Annotated in this window: 17 protein-coding genes; 7 read left to right on the forward strand and 10 right to left on the reverse strand. The window is 74.9% G+C overall.

All coding sequences use genetic code 11. The annotated features are described in order from the left end of the window. Nucleotides 1-2: 2 nt before the first annotated feature. Entirely contained in the window at nt 3-731 is a 729-nt protein-coding gene (locus MRBLMG1_RS35325) for a ZIP family metal transporter (RefSeq protein WP_367828250.1), read from the reverse strand. 6 nt (nt 732-737) lie between these two features. On the opposite strand from MRBLMG1_RS35325, the gene cobC reads away from it, so the two are divergent. After that, the gene (cobC, locus tag MRBLMG1_RS35330; protein ID WP_414721714.1) at nt 738-2441 is read left to right on the forward strand and encodes an Rv2231c family pyridoxal phosphate-dependent protein CobC; all 1704 of its coding nucleotides are present in this window, start codon (nt 738-740) and stop codon (nt 2439-2441) included. 96 nt (nt 2442-2537) lie between these two features. Here the strand turns inward: cobC and MRBLMG1_RS35335 are convergent, their stop codons facing one another. After that, the gene (locus tag MRBLMG1_RS35335) at nt 2538-3524 is read right to left on the reverse strand and encodes an SCO1860 family LAETG-anchored protein (RefSeq protein WP_367828251.1); all 987 of its coding nucleotides are present in this window, start codon (nt 3522-3524) and stop codon (nt 2538-2540) included. Between the two features lie 352 nt (nt 3525-3876). On the opposite strand from MRBLMG1_RS35335, the gene MRBLMG1_RS35340 reads away from it, so the two are divergent. Together MRBLMG1_RS35340 and MRBLMG1_RS35345 are read left to right on the forward strand one after the other, a co-directional pair. After that, nucleotides 3877-6096 (forward strand): penicillin acylase family protein, encoded by a 2220-nt coding sequence (locus tag MRBLMG1_RS35340; protein ID WP_367828252.1) that lies wholly within the window; start codon nt 3877-3879, stop codon nt 6094-6096. Next, nucleotides 6093-6653, forward strand: coding sequence for a GNAT family N-acetyltransferase (locus tag MRBLMG1_RS35345; RefSeq protein WP_367828253.1), 561 nt, complete (start codon nt 6093-6095; stop codon nt 6651-6653). Before MRBLMG1_RS35340 ends, MRBLMG1_RS35345 begins: the two co-directional genes overlap by 4 nt. A gap of 12 nt (nt 6654-6665) precedes the next feature. Here MRBLMG1_RS35345 and MRBLMG1_RS35350 read toward each other — a convergent pair whose 3' ends face one another. Further along, a complete protein-coding gene (locus MRBLMG1_RS35350) occupies nt 6666-7751 on the reverse strand; it encodes an amidohydrolase family protein (RefSeq protein WP_367828254.1) in 1086 nt (361 codons plus the stop codon). 76 nt (nt 7752-7827) lie between these two features. Beyond that, entirely contained in the window at nt 7828-8793 is a 966-nt protein-coding gene (locus tag MRBLMG1_RS35355; RefSeq protein ID WP_367828255.1) for a hypothetical protein, read from the reverse strand. A gap of 301 nt (nt 8794-9094) precedes the next feature. Between MRBLMG1_RS35355 and MRBLMG1_RS35360 the strand changes: the two genes are divergently transcribed. Next, a complete protein-coding gene (locus MRBLMG1_RS35360; protein ID WP_367828395.1) occupies nt 9095-10195 on the forward strand; it encodes a pyridoxal-phosphate-dependent aminotransferase family protein in 1101 nt (366 codons plus the stop codon). 98 nt (nt 10196-10293) lie between these two features. On the opposite strand, the gene MRBLMG1_RS35365 is transcribed toward MRBLMG1_RS35360, so the two are convergent. After that, complete coding sequence (locus MRBLMG1_RS35365) at nt 10294-11361, reverse strand: alkene reductase (RefSeq protein WP_367828256.1); 1068 nt, start codon at nt 11359-11361, stop codon at nt 10294-10296. Nucleotides 11362-11495: 134 nt separating this feature from the next. Between MRBLMG1_RS35365 and MRBLMG1_RS35370 the strand changes: the two genes are divergently transcribed. Next, nucleotides 11496-12020, forward strand: a complete 525-nt coding sequence (locus MRBLMG1_RS35370; protein WP_367828257.1) for a MarR family winged helix-turn-helix transcriptional regulator — start codon at nt 11496-11498, stop codon at nt 12018-12020. Between the two features lie 213 nt (nt 12021-12233). Here the strand turns inward: MRBLMG1_RS35370 and MRBLMG1_RS35375 are convergent, their stop codons facing one another. From MRBLMG1_RS35375 to MRBLMG1_RS35390, 4 genes are all read right to left on the reverse strand, one after another. Beyond that, nucleotides 12234-13292, reverse strand: coding sequence for an aminotransferase class V-fold PLP-dependent enzyme (locus MRBLMG1_RS35375; RefSeq protein WP_367828258.1), 1059 nt, complete (start codon nt 13290-13292; stop codon nt 12234-12236). Between the two features lie 113 nt (nt 13293-13405). Then, complete coding sequence (locus MRBLMG1_RS35380) at nt 13406-14116, reverse strand: DsbA family oxidoreductase (RefSeq protein WP_367828259.1); 711 nt, start codon at nt 14114-14116, stop codon at nt 13406-13408. Nucleotides 14117-14181: 65 nt separating this feature from the next. Then, nucleotides 14182-14658, reverse strand: a complete 477-nt coding sequence (locus MRBLMG1_RS35385) for a GNAT family N-acetyltransferase (protein ID WP_367828260.1) — start codon at nt 14656-14658, stop codon at nt 14182-14184. A 156-nt stretch (nt 14659-14814) separates the two neighbouring features. Continuing rightward, nucleotides 14815-15756, reverse strand: a complete 942-nt coding sequence (locus tag MRBLMG1_RS35390; protein ID WP_367828261.1) for a GlxA family transcriptional regulator — start codon at nt 15754-15756, stop codon at nt 14815-14817. 70 nt (nt 15757-15826) lie between these two features. Between MRBLMG1_RS35390 and MRBLMG1_RS35395 the strand changes: the two genes are divergently transcribed. Next, nucleotides 15827-17197 carry an MFS transporter gene (locus MRBLMG1_RS35395; RefSeq protein ID WP_367828262.1) on the forward strand — a complete coding sequence of 457 codons (1371 nt, stop codon included), beginning with the start codon at nt 15827-15829 and terminating at the stop codon, nt 17195-17197. Between the two features lie 46 nt (nt 17198-17243). On the opposite strand, the gene MRBLMG1_RS35400 is transcribed toward MRBLMG1_RS35395, so the two are convergent. After that, nucleotides 17244-18158, reverse strand: coding sequence for an AraC family transcriptional regulator (locus MRBLMG1_RS35400; RefSeq protein WP_367828263.1), 915 nt, complete (start codon nt 18156-18158; stop codon nt 17244-17246). A gap of 108 nt (nt 18159-18266) precedes the next feature. Here MRBLMG1_RS35400 and MRBLMG1_RS35405 point away from each other — a divergent pair, with 108 nt between their 5' ends. Further along, a complete protein-coding gene (locus MRBLMG1_RS35405; RefSeq protein ID WP_367828264.1) occupies nt 18267-19280 on the forward strand; it encodes a zinc-dependent alcohol dehydrogenase family protein in 1014 nt (337 codons plus the stop codon). Nucleotides 19281-19316 lie beyond the last annotated feature (36 nt).

A 19316-nucleotide genomic window follows, 5' to 3' on the forward strand; every position in this document is an offset into this window, starting at 1 on the left:
GATCAGCCGCCGGAGAGGCCCACCACGAGCCAGATGAAGGCCACGCCCCCCACCGTGCACAGCAGGGTGGAGCGGGCGGGGTGTTCGTGGTGGGCCTCGGGCAGGATCTCGGCCGCGGCGAGGTAGAGCAGGGCGCCGCCGAAGAACCCGAGATAGCTGCCGAGGAGTTCCTCCGGAAGGGTGAACAGCAGGGTGGAGGCGGCGCCGAGGAGCGGGGCGACGGCGTCCGCGACGAGCATGGCGACGGCCTTGCGGCGGGCGTTCCCGTAGAGGCTCGTGATCGTGTACGTGTTGAAGCCGTCGGCGAAGTCGTGGGTGATGACGGCGAGGGCGACGGTGGCGCCCATGCCGCCGCCGACCTGGAAGGCGGCGCCGAGGGCGATGCCGTCCATGAGGCTGTGGCCGACCATCGCGGCGGCGGCGGTGAGGCCGACCTGCGGGACCCTGTCGTGCGGGCCGACGCCGTGCGCCGCGCTGCGGACGGCGAGGAGACGCTCCATCACATGGGCGAGGAGGAAGCCGCCCACGAACAGCAGCAGGGCCTCCGGCACTCCGAAGATCTCGTCGCCCGCGGCTTCCAGGGCCTCCGGCAGCAGGTCGAGCCCGACGACGCCGAGCATGAGTCCGCCGGCCAGGCCGAGGACGAGGTGGCGGCGGTCGGTGACGCGCTGCGCGACCCAGCCGCCGAAGAGCGTCATGAGGAACGCGCCGAGCGCGACGACTACAGCCATGGGCCTTTGCTATCCGATCCGGCGGCGTCCGCGCACCTCGGTGTCGGGGCCCGGCCGGGCGTCCCGGTGGACGAGGTCCTCGCCCTGGTGGACGCCGTGCTGCGGGAGGCGGGGCTGACGCGTGCCCGGGTCCGGTCGCTCGGGACGCTGGACGCGCGGGCTGCGGAGCCGGGGATCGTGGCGGCCGCGGCGGCGCTCGGCGTGCCCGTGCGCGGCTTCCCCGCGGAGGTGCTGGCCACCGTGTCCGTACCGCATCCGTCGGCGCTGCCGCTGGCCGCGACGGGCACGGCGTCGGTGGCGGAGGCGGCCGCACTGCTGGCGGCGGGCGCGGGGCCGGGCAGGGGCAGAGGGGCGGAGTCGGGCGCGGTCCCCGAGTCGGGGTCGGGTGGGGAGCCGGGCGCGGGCCCGGTCGCGGGCGGGGGTACGGAGTCGGGTGCGGGGCCGGGGACCTTACCGGTCGGTGGCGGCGGGGCCGTGCTGCTCGTGTCGAAGCGGAAGTCGCGTCGGGTGACCTGCGCGATTGCCGTTTCTGCCCCGTTTCATCCGAACGAAGATGCCCCAGGCGTACGGTTGTTGCCCTCGGCTCACGGGTACATCGCTGGCGAGCCTGGCTCACCCCCCACCATCCCCACCCCCCACACGACGGCGGCCATGGACACCCACACGGATACCGACGCCCACGACCTGCGCCACCACGGTGACGTCGAGGTCAGGGACGAGAAACTGATCGATCTGGCGGTCAACGTCCGGACGAACACCCCGCCGGACTGGCTGCGGGAGCGCATCGCCGATTCGCTGACCGGCCTCGCGGCCTACCCCGACGGCCGGGCGGCGCGGGCGGCGGTCGCCGAACGGCACGACCTGCCGTCGAACCGGGTGCTGCTCACGGCCGGCGCGGCGGAGGCGTTCGTGCTGCTGGCGCGGGCGCTGGAAGTGCGGCGGCCGGTGGTGGTCCACCCGCAGTTCACCGAGCCGGAGGCGGCGCTGCGGGACGCCGGGCACGAGGTGGACCGGGTGGTGCTGCGCGAGGTGGACGGCTTCCGGCTGGATCCGGCCGCGGTGCCCGAGGACGCGGACCTGGTGGTGATCGGGAACCCCACGAACCCGACCTCCGTGCTGCATCCGGCCGCGTCGATCGCGGCGCTCGCCCGGCCGGGGCGGACGCTGGTGGTGGACGAGGCGTTCATCGACGCGGTGCCGGGCGAGCGGGAGTCGCTGGCCGGTCGGACCGACGTGCCGGGCCTCGTGGTGCTGCGGAGCCTGACCAAGACCTGGGGGCTCGCCGGGCTGCGAATCGGCTATGTGCTCGCGGAGCCGGAGACGGTCGCGGCCCTGGAGCGGGTGCAGCCGCTGTGGCCGGTGTCGACGCCGGCCCTGGTGGCGGCGGAGGCGTGCATGTCGCGGGCGGCGCTCGCGGAGGCCGAGCACGCGGCGCACCGGATCGGGGTGGAGCGGGCCCATCTGCTCGCCGGTCTCGCGGAGTTCGACGAGGTGCGGACGGTGGCGGGGTCCGAGGGCCCCTTCGTGCTGATCCGGATCGACCGGGCGGACACGGTACGGGAGACGCTGCGGTCGCTGGGGTTCGCGGCCCGCCGGGGCGACACTTTCCCGGGGCTCGACCGGAACTGGCTGCGGCTCGCGGTGCGGGACCGGGCGACGACGAACCGTTTCCTCCAGGCCTTGGACCAGGCGCTCCTGATCGGCGGCTGAGGGTACGGACGAAGGGGTTGGGGGAGGGCGACGCCGTCGCCCTCCCCCAACCCCTTTCCTTCCCCCGGCACCCCCCGGCGCCTCCCCCTCGGGCCGTCAGTCGCGCGAGCGGGCGCGCGAGCGGGTCAGCGCGAGGGCGCCGCCGCCCGCCACGAGGAGGGCGAGGGCTCCGGCCGCGAGGTACGGGGTGGTGGAGCTGCCGCCGGTCTCGGCGAGGTTCTCGGTGGGCGTGGTGCCGCCGTTGTTCGTCTTGATGCCGCCCGCGTCGCTGGGCTTCGCGGAGGGCTGCTGGGTGGGCTGCTCGGAGGGCCGCTCGCTGGGCTGCTCCGTCGGCCGCTCGGTGGGCTTCTGCGTCGGGGCGGCGCCCTCGGGCGTCTCGCACGTGGCCTCGGCGAGGGTGACGGTGCCGTTGACCTCGGCCACGCCGAGCTTCAGCGGGTCGACCTCCACCTTGAGTTCGAGCGCGGTGGCGGCCGCGGTGCGGGAGGTCGTGGACGTACGGGAGAGGTCGAGGGTCACGTCGCCGACGCCGGGGACGCTGACGTGGGTCCGGCCGCCGGTGGACAGGGTGGTCTTCTTGCCGAAGACGGTGACGTGGCCGAGGACGTTGGACTCGGCGACCGGCTTCCTGCCCGTCTCGCACAGCGCCTTGGAGGTGACCTTCTCGACCTCGATGAGGGAGAGCGCGGGGATGCCGGGGACGTGGACCCGGGCCTTGACCAGGTTCACGTACCCCTCGGCCTTGTCCTCGTCCACGGTGGCCTTCGAGGTGGCGACGTCGGCGGCGAGGATGTCGATCGGCTTCCCGCCCTCGGCCCCCTGCACCTTCACGGAGAGCGCGGTCTCGCTCTCCGTCCGCGGCGCCTTGACCTCGTTGAGGGAGGCACGGACGGGCACGTCGACCGTCTTGCCGAGGAGGGAGACGTCGAGGCCGGTCCGCAGGACGACGGCGGTGGCACGCCCTTCGCCGCCCGTGGCGTGCGCCGCGGGGGCGGCGAGGAGCACCGGGCCGACGGTCAGCGCGGCGACGGTCGCGGCGGCGGCGGTACGGCGTGCGGGCATGCGGAAGGTGTTGCTGTTCAAGATGGTGGAACCCCCACAGGAGACATGGCGTCGCCGGCCGCTCACCACGGGGACGGTGGGTCGGCGCGGCCTCGGCGACTTGAGACACCGGAATCTTTACGCACGGAGAGTGAACCGACAGTCGCCTGACGTGAGTTCACTCCAAAGGGGGGTTTCCGTGTTCATTTTCGATTCTTTTGGACACAACCGTTCCCGCACGTCCCGCGTCTTTCGCACGGGGTGGTGCGCGCGGATTGGGTGAGAACGACGCACGGCGCCCTCACGTCACGGATCGTCAACCCGGTGCACGTGGCCCACCTGCCGCTCCTGTAGATTAATTTAGGACAGCCTTACCTAAGAAATCTGCGCGGACATGGACGGGATCGGGGTCTCCGTGAGCATCGAGGTCTACCGGGACGCCTGGGGCGTCCCCCATCTGCGCGCCGCCGACCCGGACGAACTCGCCTTCGCCCAGGGGCGGACCACCGCCCGCGACCGCGCCTGGCAGCTGGAGGTCGAACGGCACCGGGCCCAGGGCACCACCGCCGCCTTCCTGGGCGCTGCCGAGATCGCCTGGGACACCTTCGTCCGGCAGGCCCGGCTCGCCGACACCGCCCGCCGCTGCTTCGAGCGGCTCGACCGCACCGACGCGGAGACGGCGGCCTGGGTACGCGCGTACGTGGCCGGGGTCAACGACGGCCTCGCGGAAGGGGCCCGGCGCGCACCCGAGTTCGCGGCGACCGGACTCGCGCCCGGCCGGTGGGAGCCCTGGACCCCGCTCGCCGTCTGGCTCTCCACCCACATCCTCTTCGCCGGCTTCCCCACCAAGCTGTGGCGGGACGAGGTCGCCCGGCGGCTCGGCGAGGAGTGGACGGAGCTCTTCGCGACGGACGGCCCCGGCACCGCGGGATCCAACGGCTGGGTGGTGGCCGGCGAACGCACCGCGAGCGGGGCGGCCCTGGTCGCCGGAGATCCGCACCGGTTCATCGAGGCCCCTGGCGTCTACCAGCAGATCCGGCTCTCCTGCCCCGCGTACGACGTGGTCGGCCTCGCCGTGCCCGGCGTCCCTGGCCTCGCCCACTTCGGCCACACCGGACCCGTGGCCTGGGCCATCACCAACGCGATGGCCGACTACCAGGACCTGTACCGCGAGCGGCTCCACCGGCTCCCCGACGGGACCGTGGAGGCCGTCGGCCCCGAGGGCCGCCGCCCCGCCGCCGCGCACACCGAGACGATCGAGGTCGCGGACGCGGAACCGGTCGAGATCGAGGTGATCGAGACCGACCGGGGCCCGGTGATCATCGGCGTGGACGGCGGGCCCGCCGACGGAGACCCCGCCTCCGGCTGGGAGGCGGTCGCACTGCGGTACCCGCCCCGGGTCACCGGAGAGCTCGGCTTCGGGGTGCTGCCCGCGCTGCTGCGGGCCCGGACCGTCGCCGACGTGGACGCGGCCCTCGACGGCTGGGTCGAGCCGGTGAACGTCGTCCAGGCCGCCGACACCGCGGGCGGACTCCTCCACCGGGTCGCCGGCCACGTGCCCGTGCGGGACCGCGCCAACTCCCTGCGCGTCGTGCCCGCCTGGGACCCGGCGCACGCCTGGGCCGCCGCGCCCGCCCCGCTGCCCCGCGCCGAGGTGCGCGGCCACGCGGTGATGGCCAACGCCCGGGGGCTCGCCGCGCCGCTGGGCGTCGAGTTCGCGCCGCCGCACCGGGCGGCCCGGATCGCCGAGCTGCTCGACGCCTCGGCGTCCTGGACCCCGGAGACGACGGCCGCCGTCCACGCGGACACCGACAACCCCTCGGCGGCCCGGCTCCTGGCGAAGGTGGCGGGGAACGGCGACGGCCTCTCCCCCGCCGCCGCGGCCGTCCGTGAGCGGCTGCTCGGCTGGGACCGGCGGATGGACGCCGAGAGCACCGGCGCCGGGCTCTACGCCGCCGTGCGCGGGGCCGTCGTGCGCCGACTGGCCGGCCACGAGGCGTTCGCCGCGCTGCGCGGACCCGCCCCGTACCCCGAGGTGTTCCGGCCCTGGCTGGCGCTCGGCCCGCGGGTCGCCTACGCCCTGGAGACCCTGCTCACGGCAGGTCCCGTGCCGGCCGCGGACGTCGACCGGATCGTGCGCGAGGCGCTCGACGAGGTCGGGGCGGGTACGCCGCCCGCGGCCTGGGGCACGACCCACCGGCTCGCGCCCTGGCAGGCGCTGCCCGACGCCGACGACGACCGGTGGCCGGGGCTCGGCGGCGACCACGACTGCGTGCTGTCCACGTCCAGCGTGCCCGGGTGGACCGACCGCAGTGCCCGCGCGTCCGCCGCCCGGTACGTCTGGGACCTCGGCGACCGCGAACGGAGCCGCTGGATCGTGCCGTTCGGCGCATCCGGCGTCCCCGGCGACCCCCACCACCAGGACCAGCTCCCCCTGTGGCTGCGGGGCGAACTCGCCCCCGTCGTCACCGACTGGGACCGGCTCACCGAAGAGACCGACGGAACCGACGGGACCGAGGCGTCCGGAGCGACCGCCACGGCCGACGCCACCGACACCACCGACGCCACCGACGCCACCGACCCCACCGACGCCACCGAAAAGGAATCAGCATGACCACCGCCGTGTACGACCGGACCGTCGAAGGCTTCGGCACCGTCCGCATCGCCCCCGTCGACCCCGACCGGGACGCCCCGCTCATCCACGGCTGGGTGAACGAGGACCGGGCCCGCTTCTGGGGCATGGGCGGCACGAGCGTCGAGCAGGTCCGGGAGACCTACGCGCACCTCGACTCGCTCACCACCCACCACGGCTACCTGGTCAGCCGGGACGACGTGCCGGTCGCCGTCTTCCAGACGTACGACCCCGCGGCCGACCGGGTCGGCGAGTGCTACGAGGTGCTGCCCGGCGACATCGGCGTCCACCTGCTCCTCGCGCCCAGCGCCGCGCCCGAGGCCGGGTTCTCGGGCCGGCTGCTCGGCGTGCTGATCGACTTCGCCCTGCGCGACCGCACCCGGATCGTGGTCGACCCGGACGCGGCCAACGAGAAGGCGGTCGCCCGGATGGTCCGGGCCGGCTTCGAGCCGGGCCCGGTGGTCGTGCTGCCCGAGGTGGACCTGCCGGAGGTCTTCATCCCGGAGAAGAAGGCCCGGCTCGCCTTCCTCACCCGCTGACGGGCCGGCCGGTCAGCCGACCACCCGGCCGTTGACGACGACCCGCCGCGGCGCCGCGAGGACGCGGACGTCCGCGCGCGGGTCCTCGCCGTAGACGACGAGGTCGGCCGGGGCGCCCTCCTCCAGGGCGGGTCGGCCCAGCCAGGCCCTGGCCCGCCAGGCGGTGGCCGCGAGCGCGTCGACCGGCGGGATGCCGGCCCGGGTCAGTTCCTCGACCTCCTCGGCGACGAGCCCGTGGGCGAGGGAGCCGCCCGCGTCGGTGCCGACGAAGACGGGGACGCCCGCGTCGAAGGCGGCGCGGACGGTGTCGTACCGCCGCTCGTGCAGCCTGCGCATATGGGCCGACCAGCGGGGGAACTTCTCCTGGCCGCCGTCGGCGAGGTGCGGGAAGGTCGCGATGTTGACCAGGGTCGGCACGATGGCGACGCCCCGCTCGGCGAAGAGCGGGATGGTGTCCTCGGTGAGGCCCGTGGCGTGCTCGATGCAGTCGATGCCCGCCTCGACGAGGTCCCTGAGCGAGTCCTCGGCGAAGCAGTGCGCGGTGACCCGGGCGCCGAGCCGGTGCGCCTCCGCGATGGCCGCCTCGACCTCGGCGCGCGGCCAGCAGGCGGTGAGGTCGCCGGCCTCGCGGTCGATCCAGTCGCCGACGAGCTTGACCCAGCCGTCGCCGCGGCGGGCCTCCCTCCCGACGTACGCGACGAGGTCGGCGGGCTCGATCTCGTGGGCGTAGTTGCGGATGTAGCGGCGGGTGCGGGCGATGTGCCGGCCGGCGCGGATGATCTTCGGCAGGTCCTCGCGGTCGTCGATCCAGCGGGTGTCCGAGGGCGAGCCGGCGTCCCGGATCAGCAGGGTGCCCGCGTCCCGGTCGGTGAGTGCCTGCTTCTCGCTGGTGGCGTCGTCGACGGGGCCGTGCCGGTCGAGGCCGACGTGGCAGTGGGCGTCGACCAGTCCGGGCAGCGCCCAGCCCTCCACGGTCACCGCCTCGGCGGCGGGCCGGTCGAAGGTGATCCGCCCGCCGACGCACCACAGTTCGTCGCGTACGTCCTCCGGGCCGACGAGCACCCGCCCCTTCACGTGCAGCACCGCGTGATCGCTCATGCCTGCACTCTACGAGCCGCCGCCCGGGACCCGGGCGGCGATGTCCGTCACGTCCGCGGCGCGGGCGCCGGGCCCGTCACGGGCGCCAGTCGGCCTCCAGGTCGTGCGAGTCGGTCTTGGTGAGCTGGGTGAGCCCGGTGCCGTCGGCCCCGACGAGGAAGAGGTGCTCGGGGTCCTCGTCGTCGGTGCCGCCCCGGGTGAACACCAGCCGCCTGCCGTCAGGCGACCAGGACGGGTACTTGTCGTTGGCGCGGGCCGAGGTGATGGGGTGCGGTCCCGTGCCGTCGGGGGCGACGACGTAGAGGTGGGCGAAGCCGGTGGCGTCCACGCGGCTGAAGACGATCCTGTTGCCGCGCGACCAGTCGGGCGTCCAGTCCTTCGAGCCCGGTGCGGTGATCGGCGTCTGGGCCAGGGTGGACAGCTGGAGCCGGATCAGCCTGCTGTTTCCGGCCGCGTCCACGCTGCTGAACGCGAGGCGCGTGCCGTCCGGGGACCACGTCGGATGGAACTCGTCCGCCGCGGTGTGGGTGAGCCGCGTGGCGGGGGTGCCGTCGGCGTCCGCCACGTAGATCTCGCGCTCGGTGCCGACCGGCAGGGAGTAGGCGATCCGCTTGCCGTCCGGCGACCAGGCCGGTTCGGAGGCGCCGGCGGTGCCGGGCACGGACTTCAGGTCGCCGCCCGCGCCGTTCATCGTCCAGATCCCGTCGATGGCGCCGCCGGAGCCGTAGCGGAGGAACGCCACCCGCTTGCCGTCCGGGGACCAGTTGGGCATCACGTCGCTGACCGCGGGGGTGTGGGTGAGCTTGACGGGCTTGCCGCCGCCCGGGGCCATCGCGTACAGGTCCTCGACGGGCGCCGCCGCGTCGTAGCGGGCGAAGACGATGGGGCGGGCCGAGACCGCCCACGCCCCCGCCGCCGCTCCCGCGTCTCCCGAGGCGCCGACGGTCAGCGGTGCGGCGAGGGCGAGCGCCGCGGCGGCCACCACCGCCCGGCGCAGCAGCGTTCTGTCGGTGCTTTCGGTCCTCCGGACCATGGCGTCCACCCCGATTCCTCCCGGCGGCTCCCCGCGGTGCCGCTCCGGCCCGCAACATCCCACCGGTGGGGCTCCGGGGGAAGCGGCGGAGCCCGGCGGTACGCGCCTTGTGACATGTTCCGCACACCGTCGTGACGACACGGGCCGGACGGCACGGGCCGCCCGGCCGGGCGCTGCGCCACGCACGCGCCCGCGGGCGCGATCGGGCCCTGTCCGGCGCAGTGCGGACCCGGACACCCCCTAGGCTGGCCCGAGTCCGAACCGATGTATGCGACACGCATGCGCCACCGAAGAAGGAACCCTCGTGACCGTGACACATCCGCTCCTGGATCTGGCCCCGCTGACCGCCGCGCGGTTCGCGTCGATCGAGCGGCGGGTGGCCGCGCTGCTCTCCACGGAGCAGGACGTGGTGATCGCCCAGGGCGAGGCGCTGCTGCCCCTGGAGGGGTGCATCCGGAGCGGGGCGCGGGCCGGTTCGACGGCGCTGAACATCGTCACCGGTCCGTACGGGCAGACCTTCGGGAACTGGCTGCGGGACTGCGGGGCGACGGTGGTCGACCTGGAGGTGCCGTTCCACACGGCGGTGACGGCGGAGCAGGTGGAGCGGGCGCTCGCCGAGCATCCGGAGATCGACTTCGTGTCGCTGGTGCACGCGGAGGCGGCGACCGGGAACACGAACCCGGTGGCGGAGATCGGCGAGGTCGTGCGGGCGCACGGCGCGCTGTTCTACCTGGACGCGGTGGCGTCGATCGGCGCGGAGCCGGTGCTGCCGGACGCCTGGGGCGTGGACATGTGCATCATCGGCGCGCAGAAGGCGATGGGCGGGCCCGCGGGCGTGTCCGCGGTGTCGGTGAGCGCGCGGGCCTGGGAGCGGTTCGCCGCCAACCCGGCGGCCCCGCGCCGCTCGTACCTCTCCCTCCTGGACTGGAAGGAGCGCTGGATCGACGGCGGCCGCAAGGCGCTGCTGCACGCGCCGGCGCAGCTGGAAATGCTGGCCCTCGAGGCCTGTGTGGAGCGGATCGAGGCGGAGGGTCTGGACGCGCTGATGGCGCGGCACGCCTCGGCGGCGGCCGCGACCCGGGCGGGCGCGCTGGCGCTGGGCGGCGGTCTCGAGCCGTACGTGTACGAGGCGCGGGACGCGGCCCCGGTGGCGACGACGCTGCGCGTCCCGGCCGGTCTCGACGCTTCCGAGCTGGTGGCGAAGGCCCTGGCGGCCGACCCGTCGCTGCCGCTGATCGCCGGCGGCGGGGCGCTGGCCAAGGAGATGATCCGGGTCAACCACTACGGCGTGGACGCGACCCCGGGCGCCGTGCAGTCCTCGCTCGCCGCACTCGGCGCGGCGCTCGGCGAGTCGGGCCGCACGGTGGACCTGGAGGGCGCGCGCCGGGCGGTCACGGAGGCCTGGAGCTAGGCAGGGTCCCGGCCGTACGCGGTAGGCAGGGTCCCGGCCGTACGCGGAAGGGGGCGGGGTCCGGTGCCGGGCCGCCGTCCCCTTCCGCGTGTCCGGCTTCAGAGGGCGGGGTAGTCGATGTAGCCCTGGGGGCCGCCGGCGTACATGGTGGCGCTGTCCAGGGTGTTGTAGGGGCCGTCGGCCCGCAGGCGGGCGGGCAGGTCGGGGTTGGCGATGAAGAGCCGGCCGTACGCGACGAGGTCGGTGGTGCCGTCCTCGATCAGGGCGAGGGACGCGGCGTCGGTCTCGCCCTCGGTGGCCGGGTTGAGGATGAAGGTGCCGGCGAACCGCTTGCGCAGGTCGAGGACGAGCGGGCGGCGCTCGGGGGCGGTCTCCAGGACGTGGAGGTAGGCGATGCCGACGGGCTCGATGGCGGTGAGCAGGGCGGTGTAGAGCTCTTCGGTGTCGGTCTCGCTGATGTCGTTGAGCGTGTTGGCCGGGGAGATGCGCAGGCCGGTGCGCTCGGGGCCGATCTCGGCGGCGACGGCCCTGACGACCTCGACGGCGAAGCGGATGCGGTTCTCGACGGGGCCGCCCCACTCGTCGGTGCGGTGGTTGGAGCCGGAGGCGAGGAACTGCTGGATCAGGTAGCCGTTGGCGCCGTGGATCTCGACGCCGTCGAAGCCGGCCTCGACGGCGTTGCGGGCGGCGGAGGCGAAGCCGGCGACGGCCTCGCGGACCTGGTCGCCGGTGAGCTCGCGCGGGGTGACGAAGTCCTTGGGGCCCTCGTGGGTGTAGACCTGGCCGGCGGCGGCGACGGGCGAGGGGCCGACGGGGTGGAGGTCGCCGTCGAGCAGGTCGGGGTGGCCGATGCGACCGGAGTGCATCAGCTGGGCGAAGATCCGTCCGCCGCGCTCGTGGACGGCGCTGGTGACCTCGCGCCAGGCGGCGATCTGCTCGCGGGTGTGCAGTCCGGGGGTGTTGGGGTAGCCCTGGCCTTCGGGGACGGGCTGGACGCCCTCGGTGATGATCAGTCCGGCGGAGGCGCGCTGGGCGTAGTACTCGGCGACGGCCGCCGTGGGGGTGCCGTCCTGGCCGTTGGCGCGGCTGCGGGTCATGGGGGCCATCGCGATGCGGTTGGCGAGGCGGGTGCCGGCGAGGTCGATGGGGTCCCATGCAGTGGTCACGACTGTCCCTCACAAGAATATGTGGTCGGCCAACTAATCGGGCCGATGTCACTGTAACCCATTTACTTGGCCAACCAAGAGAATCTGCGGACCAAGGTAATCTTGGGGGCGAGAGCCGTCCCGAGGAGCCCGTGATGTCAGGAACCGACCCCGTCTGTACCGCCCCGTCCGCCGAGCCGCGGCCCGCCGCCGCGTGCGGCGGGACGGTCAGCCACACCCTGGCGTGGGTGGCGCGGCTGCACCGGATCGCCATGGGCCGACGGCTGCGGGACCTCGGCCTCTACCCGGGCCAGGAGCTGATGATGATGCGCCTGTGGGACTGCGGGGCGGTCCGCCAGTCGGAGCTCATCCAGTCGCTCGGCCTCGACCCCTCGACGGTGACGAAGATGCTCCAGCGCCTGGAGCAGTGCGGATACGTCCGCCGCAGCCCGGACCCCGCCGACCGGCGCGCGGTCCTGGTCGAGGCGACGGAACAGGGCACGGCCCTGCGCGCCGGGGTCGAGGGCGCCTGGACGGACCTGGAGGAGCGCACGCTGGCCGGGCTCGCCCCGGCCGACCGCGCGGAGCTCGCCCGCCTGCTCGGCCTCGTCGGCGACAGCCTGGCCGAGGAAGCGGGCGAGGAAGCCGCCTGCCCGCCCGCACCGGGCGCCGTCTGCTGACGCCGGGCGGGGCGGAGGCCTGGCCTGTCTGCTGACACCGGGCGGGGCGGAGGCCTGACCCGTCTGCTGACACCGGGCCGGGCGGAGGCTCGACCTGCCCGGTGGCGCAGGGCCGACACCTCCCCGCGCTCCGGCCTCCGACGCCGCACCGGGCATCACCACGCCCCGTCCCCCCTGACGCCGGGCCGGTGGCGGCCGTCGTGGTGGGCTCGCTCAGCCCGCCAGGACGTCCAGGGCGCGGTCCACGTCCGCCGTGGTGTTGTACAGGTGGAAGGAGGCCCGCAGGTTGCCCGCGCGGGACGAGAGCAGGACGCCGGCCGCCCGCAGCGCTTCGGCGCGGTCGCCGAGGCCGGGGATGGCGACGACCGTCGAGTCGTCCATGACGGGCGCGTGGCCGAGGTCGAGGAGCCCGGAGCGGAAGCGGGCCGCGAGCCCCTTGTCGTGGGCCTCGATCCGCTCGATGCCGATCTCCTCCAGGAGGGCGAGCGAGCGGGCCGCCCCGTGGTACGAGAGGAACGCCGCGGGCTCGTCGAAGCGGCGCGCGGAGCGGGCCAGTTCGCGGACCGGGCCGTAGCTGTTCACCCACAGCTCCTCGCCCGTGACCCAGTTGGCGTGGATGGGGAGGACCGAGTCCTGCGCTTCCTCGGTGACGGTGAGGAAGGACGCGCCGCGCGGGCACAGCAGGTACTTGTAGCCGCCGGTGACCGTGTAGTCCCAGTCCCCCGCGTACAGCGGCAGCCAGCCGGCGGACTGGGTGGCGTCCAGAAGCGTGCGGGCGCCGTGGGCGGCCGCCGCCTCCCGCACCGCCGCCAGGTCGGCCGTACGCCCGTCCGCCGACTGCACGGCGGAGAACGCGACGAGCGCGGTCCCGGGGCCGACGGACTCGGCGAGCCGCTCCAGGGGCACGAACCGGGTCTTCAGGTCGCCGCGGATGGTGAACGGGGTGAGGACGGAGGAGAAGTCGTCCTCGGGGAAGAGGATCTCCGCGCCCGCGGGCATCGACTGGGCGATCATCCCGCAGTGCACGGCGACCGAGCTGCCGACGGCCACCCGCTCGGGGGAGACGTGGGCGAGCCGGGCGAAGTTCGCCCTGGCCTCGTCGACGATGTCGAAGCTGCCGGCGCCGTCGGGGGAGCCGTCGGCGGTCTCCTCGGCGAGCAGCGTGACGGCCTCGACGGTCCGCCGCGGCAGCAGGCCGCAGGCGGAGGTGTTCAGGTACGTCTTCTTGGGCGCGAACTCGGCGCCGCCGAGCGGCTGGTCAAGGGAATCCATGTCCCCACCCTGGATTCCCCACGATCACCCGTCAATCGCGAATCGACCGTGGGGACATCCAAGCCGCGCTTATCCCCGCAGGTCAGAGCCCCGCAGGTCAGGCCGCCGGGCCGTCAGGCCTGGGGAACCTCGCAGGCGCCGTCCGGTCCGCAGACCTCCGCGTCGGCGCCGCCGACCGGCTGGAGCGCCCGGCCCTGCCAGGCCTGTTCGAGGGCCTGGGTGAAGACCTCGGCGGGCTGGCCGCCGGAGATGCCGTAGCGGCGGTCGAGGACGAAGAACGGCACGCCGTTGGCGCCGAGTTCGGCGGCCTCGCGCTCGTCCTCCCGTACGGCGTCGGCGTAGGCGGACTCGTCGGCGAGGACGGCCCGCACCTCGGTCTCGTCGAGACCGGCCTCGACGCCGAGCGCCACCAGGGTCTCGGCGTCGAAGACGGAGCGCTCCTCGGCGAAGTTGGCGCGGTAGGCCAGGTCGAGCAGCTCGCTCTGGCGGCCGTGCGCCTTGGCGAGGTGGAGCAGCCGGTGGATGTCGAAGGTGTTGCCGTGGTCGCGGCCCTCGGTCAGGTAGCCGAGGCCCTCGGAGTGCGCGTTGGAGGCGACGTGCGCCTCCATGGCGCGGGCCTCGTCGAGGGTGCGGCCGTACTTCCTGGCCAGCATGTCGAGGACGGGCGCCCGGTCGCCCTTGGGGCTGTTCGGGTCGAGCTCGAAGGAACGGTGCACGACCTCGACGTCGCCGCGGTGGGCGAAGGCCGCGAGCCCCTTCTCGAAGCGGGCCTTGCCGATGTAGCACCAGGGGCAGGCGATGTCGCTCCAGATCTCGACGCGCATGTGACTTCTCTCCGAGGGTTGCCGGTGGGGTGTTCCGTACGGTCGAACGCCCCGGCCGGCCTCCCTCATTCCGCGTCCGGCCCCAGTGTGAGCCGGAGCACCAGGTGGTCGCCGTCGCGCGGGCGGTCCGGGTCCGGGGTCCAGCCCTGGGCGGCGTAGAAGGCCTGGGCGCGCTCGTTCTTCTCGAAGACCTCCAGGCGGGCGCTGGTCGCCCCGGCCTCGCGCCAGGCGTCGACGCAGGCGGCGTGGAGTGCGGCGCCGACGCCGCCGCGCCAGCGGGAGGGCAGGACGTGGAGCTGGGAGAGGGTCATGACGCCGTCCCTGACGCCGGACGCGGCGACGCCGACGACCCGGCCGTCCCGCTCGGCGCACAGCACCCGGCCGCCGTCGACGGCCGCCGCCCAGGCCGCCCGGGAGCGCGCCAGCTCCTCGGGGCCCTCGAAGTCGGCGTCGGGGACGTGGCCTCGGTAGTAGGTGGCACGGGCTTCGGTGTGGAGCGCGACGACGGCGTCGAGGTCGTTCGCGGTGGCGAGTCTGATCACGCCCTCTCAGGACGCGGAGGACACGACGCCGGTTCCGGGTCGCGTCGCCCGCCGGACGGTGGCGGCCCGGCTCGACAGACGGATCGGCTCGGCCGGACGGCCCGGGCTCGACAGACGGATCGGCTCGGCCGGACGGCCCGGGCTCGGTCACATGGCTCAAGCTCCCGTGAGCTGGTTGAACGAGGAGCGGTAGGCGCTCGGGGTGAGGCCGGTGCGGCGCAGGAGGTGACCGCGCAGGGAGTCCGCGGTGCCGAGGCCGCTGGCGCGGGCCACCTGGTCCATGGCGAGCGGAGTGGTCTCCAGAAGCTCCTTCGCCCGCTCGACGCGCTGGTGCAGCAGCCACTGGAGCGGGCTGACGCCGGTCTCGGCGTGGAAGCGGCGCGAGAGGGTGCGGACGGAGACCCCGGCATGCCGGGCGAGGTCGGTGAGGCCGAGCGGTTCGTCGAGGTGCGCCATCGCCCACGCGCGCGTGTCGGCGAACGAGACCCCGCGCTCGGGCGGCAGCGGGGTCTGGGTGAACTGGGCCTGGCCGCCGGGCCGTACGGGTGCGACGAGGGCGAGCCGGGCCACCGTGTTGGCGACGGCGGCGCCGTGGTCGGTGCGGATGACGTGCAGGCAGAGGTCGATGCCCGCCGCGTACCCGGAGGAGGTGAGGACGGGCCCGTCCTGGACGAACAGCACGTCGTCCTGGAGGTCGACGGCCGGGTGCCGGTCGGCGAGCTGCTGCCGCAGTCCGGCCTCGGCCAGCGCGAAGGCGCCGGTGCAGAGGGAGGCGATCCGCTTGCCCGCGGCGGCGGCGCGGCGCAGCGCGTCCAGGATGCGGGGGTCGGTGTCGGTGGAGGCCCCGCTGCCCGCGAGGACGACGGTGTCGGCGCCGGCCACGGCGTCGAGGCCGTGCGGAACGACCAGGTCGAGGCCGCCCGTGGTGGTGACCGGCCCCGGGTCGGGGGTGCAGATGACCGTCTCGTACCCGGGCCGGCCGTCGATCTCGACCTTGCCGAAGAGCATCTCGGGGATGGCCAGGTTGAACATCGAGACGGGCGGGGCGGCGATCACGGCGACGCGCCGGACGCCCCGGGCGCGGGACTCGACGGTCATGGCCAGAACCTCCGGGCATATGGCATTCGGGCCACTACTGTACGTCCCCGCCGGTCACGAAGCTGGGCGCATGTCCTCCCCAGTCCGCACCGCGCCTCCCGTCCCCCGCCCCCTCACCGCCCCTCCCGAGCACTCCCCCGGCCCCGCGCTGACCGCCGCGATGCTCGGGTTCGCGCTCATCACCCTCGACACCTCGGTCGTCAACGTGGCGCTGCCCGCGATCGGCGCCGACCTGCGGGCCGGGATGTCCGGCCTCCCGTGGGTGGTCGACTCGTACACCCTGGCCTTCGCCGCGCTGCTGCTCTCCAGCGGGGCACTCGCGGACCGGGTCGGGGCGAGCCGGGCGTACGGGGCGGGGGTCGTGCTCTTCACCCTCGCCTCGGCCGCCTGCGGCATCGCCCCCGGGCTTCCGGCGCTGCTCGGAGCCCGTGCGGTGCAGGGCGTGGCGGCGGCCGTGATGCTGCCTGCCTCGCTGGCCCTCGTACGGGAGGCCTACGGCGATCCGGGGCGGCGGGCCCGCGCGGTGTCGCTGTGGGCGGCGGGTGGCACGGTCGCGGTGGCGCTCGGCCCGGTCGCGGGCGGGGCGCTGACGACGGCGTGGAGCTGGCGCGGCGTGTTCTTCGTCAACCTCCCCCTCGGGCTCGCCGCCCTCGTCCTGCTGGCCCGTGTGGCCCGCTCGGAGCGGCGGCCGGCTCCGCTCGACCTGCCGGGGCAGGTGACGGCGGCGGCGGCGCTCGGGGCGCTGACCTTCGCCGCCGTCGAGGGCGGCCCGGAGGCGTGGTGGGCGCTGGGGGTCGCGGTGGTCTCGTTCGCCGCGTTCCTCCTGATCGAGGCGCGGCGGAAGCACCCGATGGTGCCCCTCGGGCTGTTCCGGAACACGACGGTGACGGTGGCGGTGACGGCGGGCGCGGCGAACAGCGTGGCCTTCTACGGCATGGTGTTCGTGTTCAGCCTGTTCTTCCAGCAGGTCCTCGGCCTGTCGGCGCTCGGCGCGGGGCTGATGTTCCTGCCGATGACGGGGCTCCTCGCCGGGGTGAACGTCCTCTCGGCGAGGGTGGCGGCGCGGTACGGGGCGAAGGTGCCGATCGTGGTGGGCCAGGTCGTCGCGGTGGCCGGTCTGCTCGGCCTGCTCACCGTGGACGCGGACTCCTCCCGGGCGGCCCAGGCCCTGCTGCTGGTGCCGCTGGCCCTCGGCGCGGGCTTCTCCCTGCCGCCGCTGATCGCCTCGATGATGGAGGCCGTCCCCGCGGAGCGCGCGGGCACGGCGGCGGGGCTTCTGAACGCGATCCGGCAGACGGCGGGCGGCCTCGCCGTCGCGGTGTTCGGGTCCCTCGCGGCCCGGGACCTCACGACGGCGCTGCGGACCGGCCTCCTCGTCAGTGCCGCCCTGCTGACCATGACGACCCTGGCGTCGCTGCGCCTGCCCGGCCGCCGGGGCTGACCGGGCGCGGGTGCCCGCGCCCCCCCGTGGTGGCCCGGGCGGCGGGTCACGCGCCCTTGCGGTACTGCCCCGGTGCCACGCCGTACTCGCGCTTGAAGGCCTTGGCGAAGGCGAACTCCGAGGAGTAGCCGGAGCGTTGGGCCACGACGCGGAGCGGGAGGTCGTCGGAGCGGAGGAGGCGGCCGGCCGTGGTCATGCGCCACCAGGTGAGGTAGGCGAGGGGGGCGCGGCCGACGAGGGCGGTGAAGCGGCGGGCGAAGGGGGCCCGGGAGAGTCCGGTGAGGGCGCCGAGTTCCTCGACCGTCCACGCTCGCGCGGGGTCGTCGTGGAGGGCTCGGAGGGCGCCGGCGACCGCCGGGTCGCCGAGGGCGGCGGACCAGCCGGTGGAGCGGTCGGCGCGTTCGGCGAGCCACCAGGTGCGGAGCAGGTAGAGGAGCAGGGTGTCGAGGAGGGCGGGGACGATGGCGTCGGATCCGGGCAGGGGCTCGGCGAGTTCGGCGCCGAGCAGGTCGACGGCGGCCCGCAGGCGGGGGTGGGCGCCGACCCGCGCGGGCAGGTGGACGTACGGGGGCAGTTCGGTGAGCAGCGGGTGGGCGCGGGGCCGGCTGAGCTGGTAGGCGCCGCAGAGGAGCAGCGTCTCCTCGGCGCCGATCGGGCCCCGGTCGGGCGGGGTGGGCCAGGAGCCGTCGGGGGCGGGCAGGGCGTCGACGAGCGGGGTGTCCGGCCGGTCGGCGAGGCCGTGGCCGGTGCCGTGGGGCAGCAGGACGACGTCGCCGGGGCCGAGCCGGACGGGGGCGCCGCCGGCCGGGGGCAGCAGCCAGGCGGCGCCCTGGAGGACGACGTGGAACCCGGCGCCCTCGCTCGCGGGGAAGCGGATCCCCCAGGGGGCGAAGCGGACCGTGCGGGAGGAGTGGGGCCGTCCGGTGCGCATGGCGGCGATGGCATCGCTCAGTACGTCCATCCCGGCACCGTACTCCGTACTCCACGGCTGCGGGTCCGAGACGATCGGACATGTCCGGGAGTCATGGGGACATGGATCGTCTCGTGCCGCTCTCCTACGGTCGAGTGCATGACGACCACGGCAACAGGCAGGACGACCAGGGCGGTTCTCTTCCACGAGACCGGCGGACCCGAGGTGCTGACGGTGGAGGAGGTGCCGCTGCCGGACCCCGGGCCCGGGGAGGTGCTCGTACGGGTCGAGGCGATCGGACTCAACCGCGCCGAGGCGCTGTTCCGCGCGGGCACCTACTACTACCCGGCGACCCTGCCGGGTTCACGGCTCGGCTACGAGGCGGCGGGGGTGGTCGAGGCGGTCGGCGCCGGGGTCACCGCCTACGCCCCGGGCGACCCGGTGATGGCGGCGGCCGACTTCGACTTCGGGCGGTACGGGGTGTACGCGGAGCGGGTGGTGCTGCCGGAGGAGTACGTGGTGGCCCGGCCCGAGGGGGTGGACGCGGTGACGGCGGCCGCGGTGTGGCTGACGTACTTCACCGCGTACGGCGGGATGGTGCTGACCGGCGGGCTGCGCCCCGGCGACCACGTGGTGATCACGGCGGCGTCGAGCGGGGTGGGGACGGCCGCGATCCAGTCGGCGCTGCGGATCGGGGCGGTGCCGATCGCCGTCACGCGCGGCGAGGGCAAGCGGAAGCGGCTCCTGGAGCTCGGGGCGCCGCACGTGATCGCCACCGACACGGAGGACCTGGTCGCGGAGGTGCGGCGGATCACCGGCGGGGCGGGCGCGGAGCTGGCCTTCGACCCGGTCGGCGGCCCCGGTTTCGCCCGGCTCGGCGACGCGCTGCGGACCGGCGGCACCGCCGTGCTGTACGGCTGGCTGGACCCGCGCCCGGCCGAGCTGTCGTCGAACTGGCCGCTGACCACGCACGCGTACGCCAACGGCGCCCTGGCCAGGACCGAGGAGGGGCGCCGCCGCGCGGCCGGATTCATCGGCTCGGGGCTGCGCGACGGCTCGCTGGCGCCGGTGATCGCCGAGACCCTGGAGGGTCTGGAGCGGATCGCCGACGGCCATCGGCTGATGGAGTCGAACACGCACGTCGGGAAGATCGTGGTGCGCGTCCCCTCGTAGGTCCTGTCCTGCCGATCGGGCCGGGCCTCCGGGACC

This window comes from Streptomyces sp. LMG1-1-1.1, assembly GCF_040815545.1.
In the GTDB taxonomy this organism is placed as follows: Bacteria; Actinomycetota; Actinomycetes; order Streptomycetales; family Streptomycetaceae; genus Streptomyces.

Excerpts from the sequence above, each read along its gene's own strand:
- MRBLMG1_RS35325 (WP_367828250.1), bottom strand. The coding sequence starts at position 731 with ATGGCTGTAGTCGTCGCGCTCGGCGCGTTCCTCATGACGCTCTTCGGC.
- MRBLMG1_RS35340 (WP_367828252.1), top strand. The coding sequence starts at position 3,877 with ATGGACGGGATCGGGGTCTCCGTGAGCATCGAGGTCTACCGGGACGCC.
- MRBLMG1_RS35345 (WP_367828253.1), top strand. The coding sequence starts at position 6,093 with ATGACCACCGCCGTGTACGACCGGACCGTCGAAGGCTTCGGCACCGTC.
- MRBLMG1_RS35350 (WP_367828254.1), bottom strand. The coding sequence starts at position 7,751 with ATGAGCGATCACGCGGTGCTGCACGTGAAGGGGCGGGTGCTCGTCGGC.
- MRBLMG1_RS35370 (WP_367828257.1), top strand. The coding sequence starts at position 11,496 with ATGTCAGGAACCGACCCCGTCTGTACCGCCCCGTCCGCCGAGCCGCGG.
- MRBLMG1_RS35375 (WP_367828258.1), bottom strand. The coding sequence starts at position 13,292 with ATGGATTCCCTTGACCAGCCGCTCGGCGGCGCCGAGTTCGCGCCCAAG.
- MRBLMG1_RS35380 (WP_367828259.1), bottom strand. The coding sequence starts at position 14,116 with ATGCGCGTCGAGATCTGGAGCGACATCGCCTGCCCCTGGTGCTACATC.
- MRBLMG1_RS35390 (WP_367828261.1), bottom strand. The coding sequence starts at position 15,756 with ATGACCGTCGAGTCCCGCGCCCGGGGCGTCCGGCGCGTCGCCGTGATC.
- MRBLMG1_RS35395 (WP_367828262.1), top strand. The coding sequence starts at position 15,827 with ATGTCCTCCCCAGTCCGCACCGCGCCTCCCGTCCCCCGCCCCCTCACC.
- MRBLMG1_RS35400 (WP_367828263.1), bottom strand. The coding sequence starts at position 18,158 with ATGGACGTACTGAGCGATGCCATCGCCGCCATGCGCACCGGACGGCCC.
- MRBLMG1_RS35405 (WP_367828264.1), top strand. The coding sequence starts at position 18,267 with ATGACGACCACGGCAACAGGCAGGACGACCAGGGCGGTTCTCTTCCAC.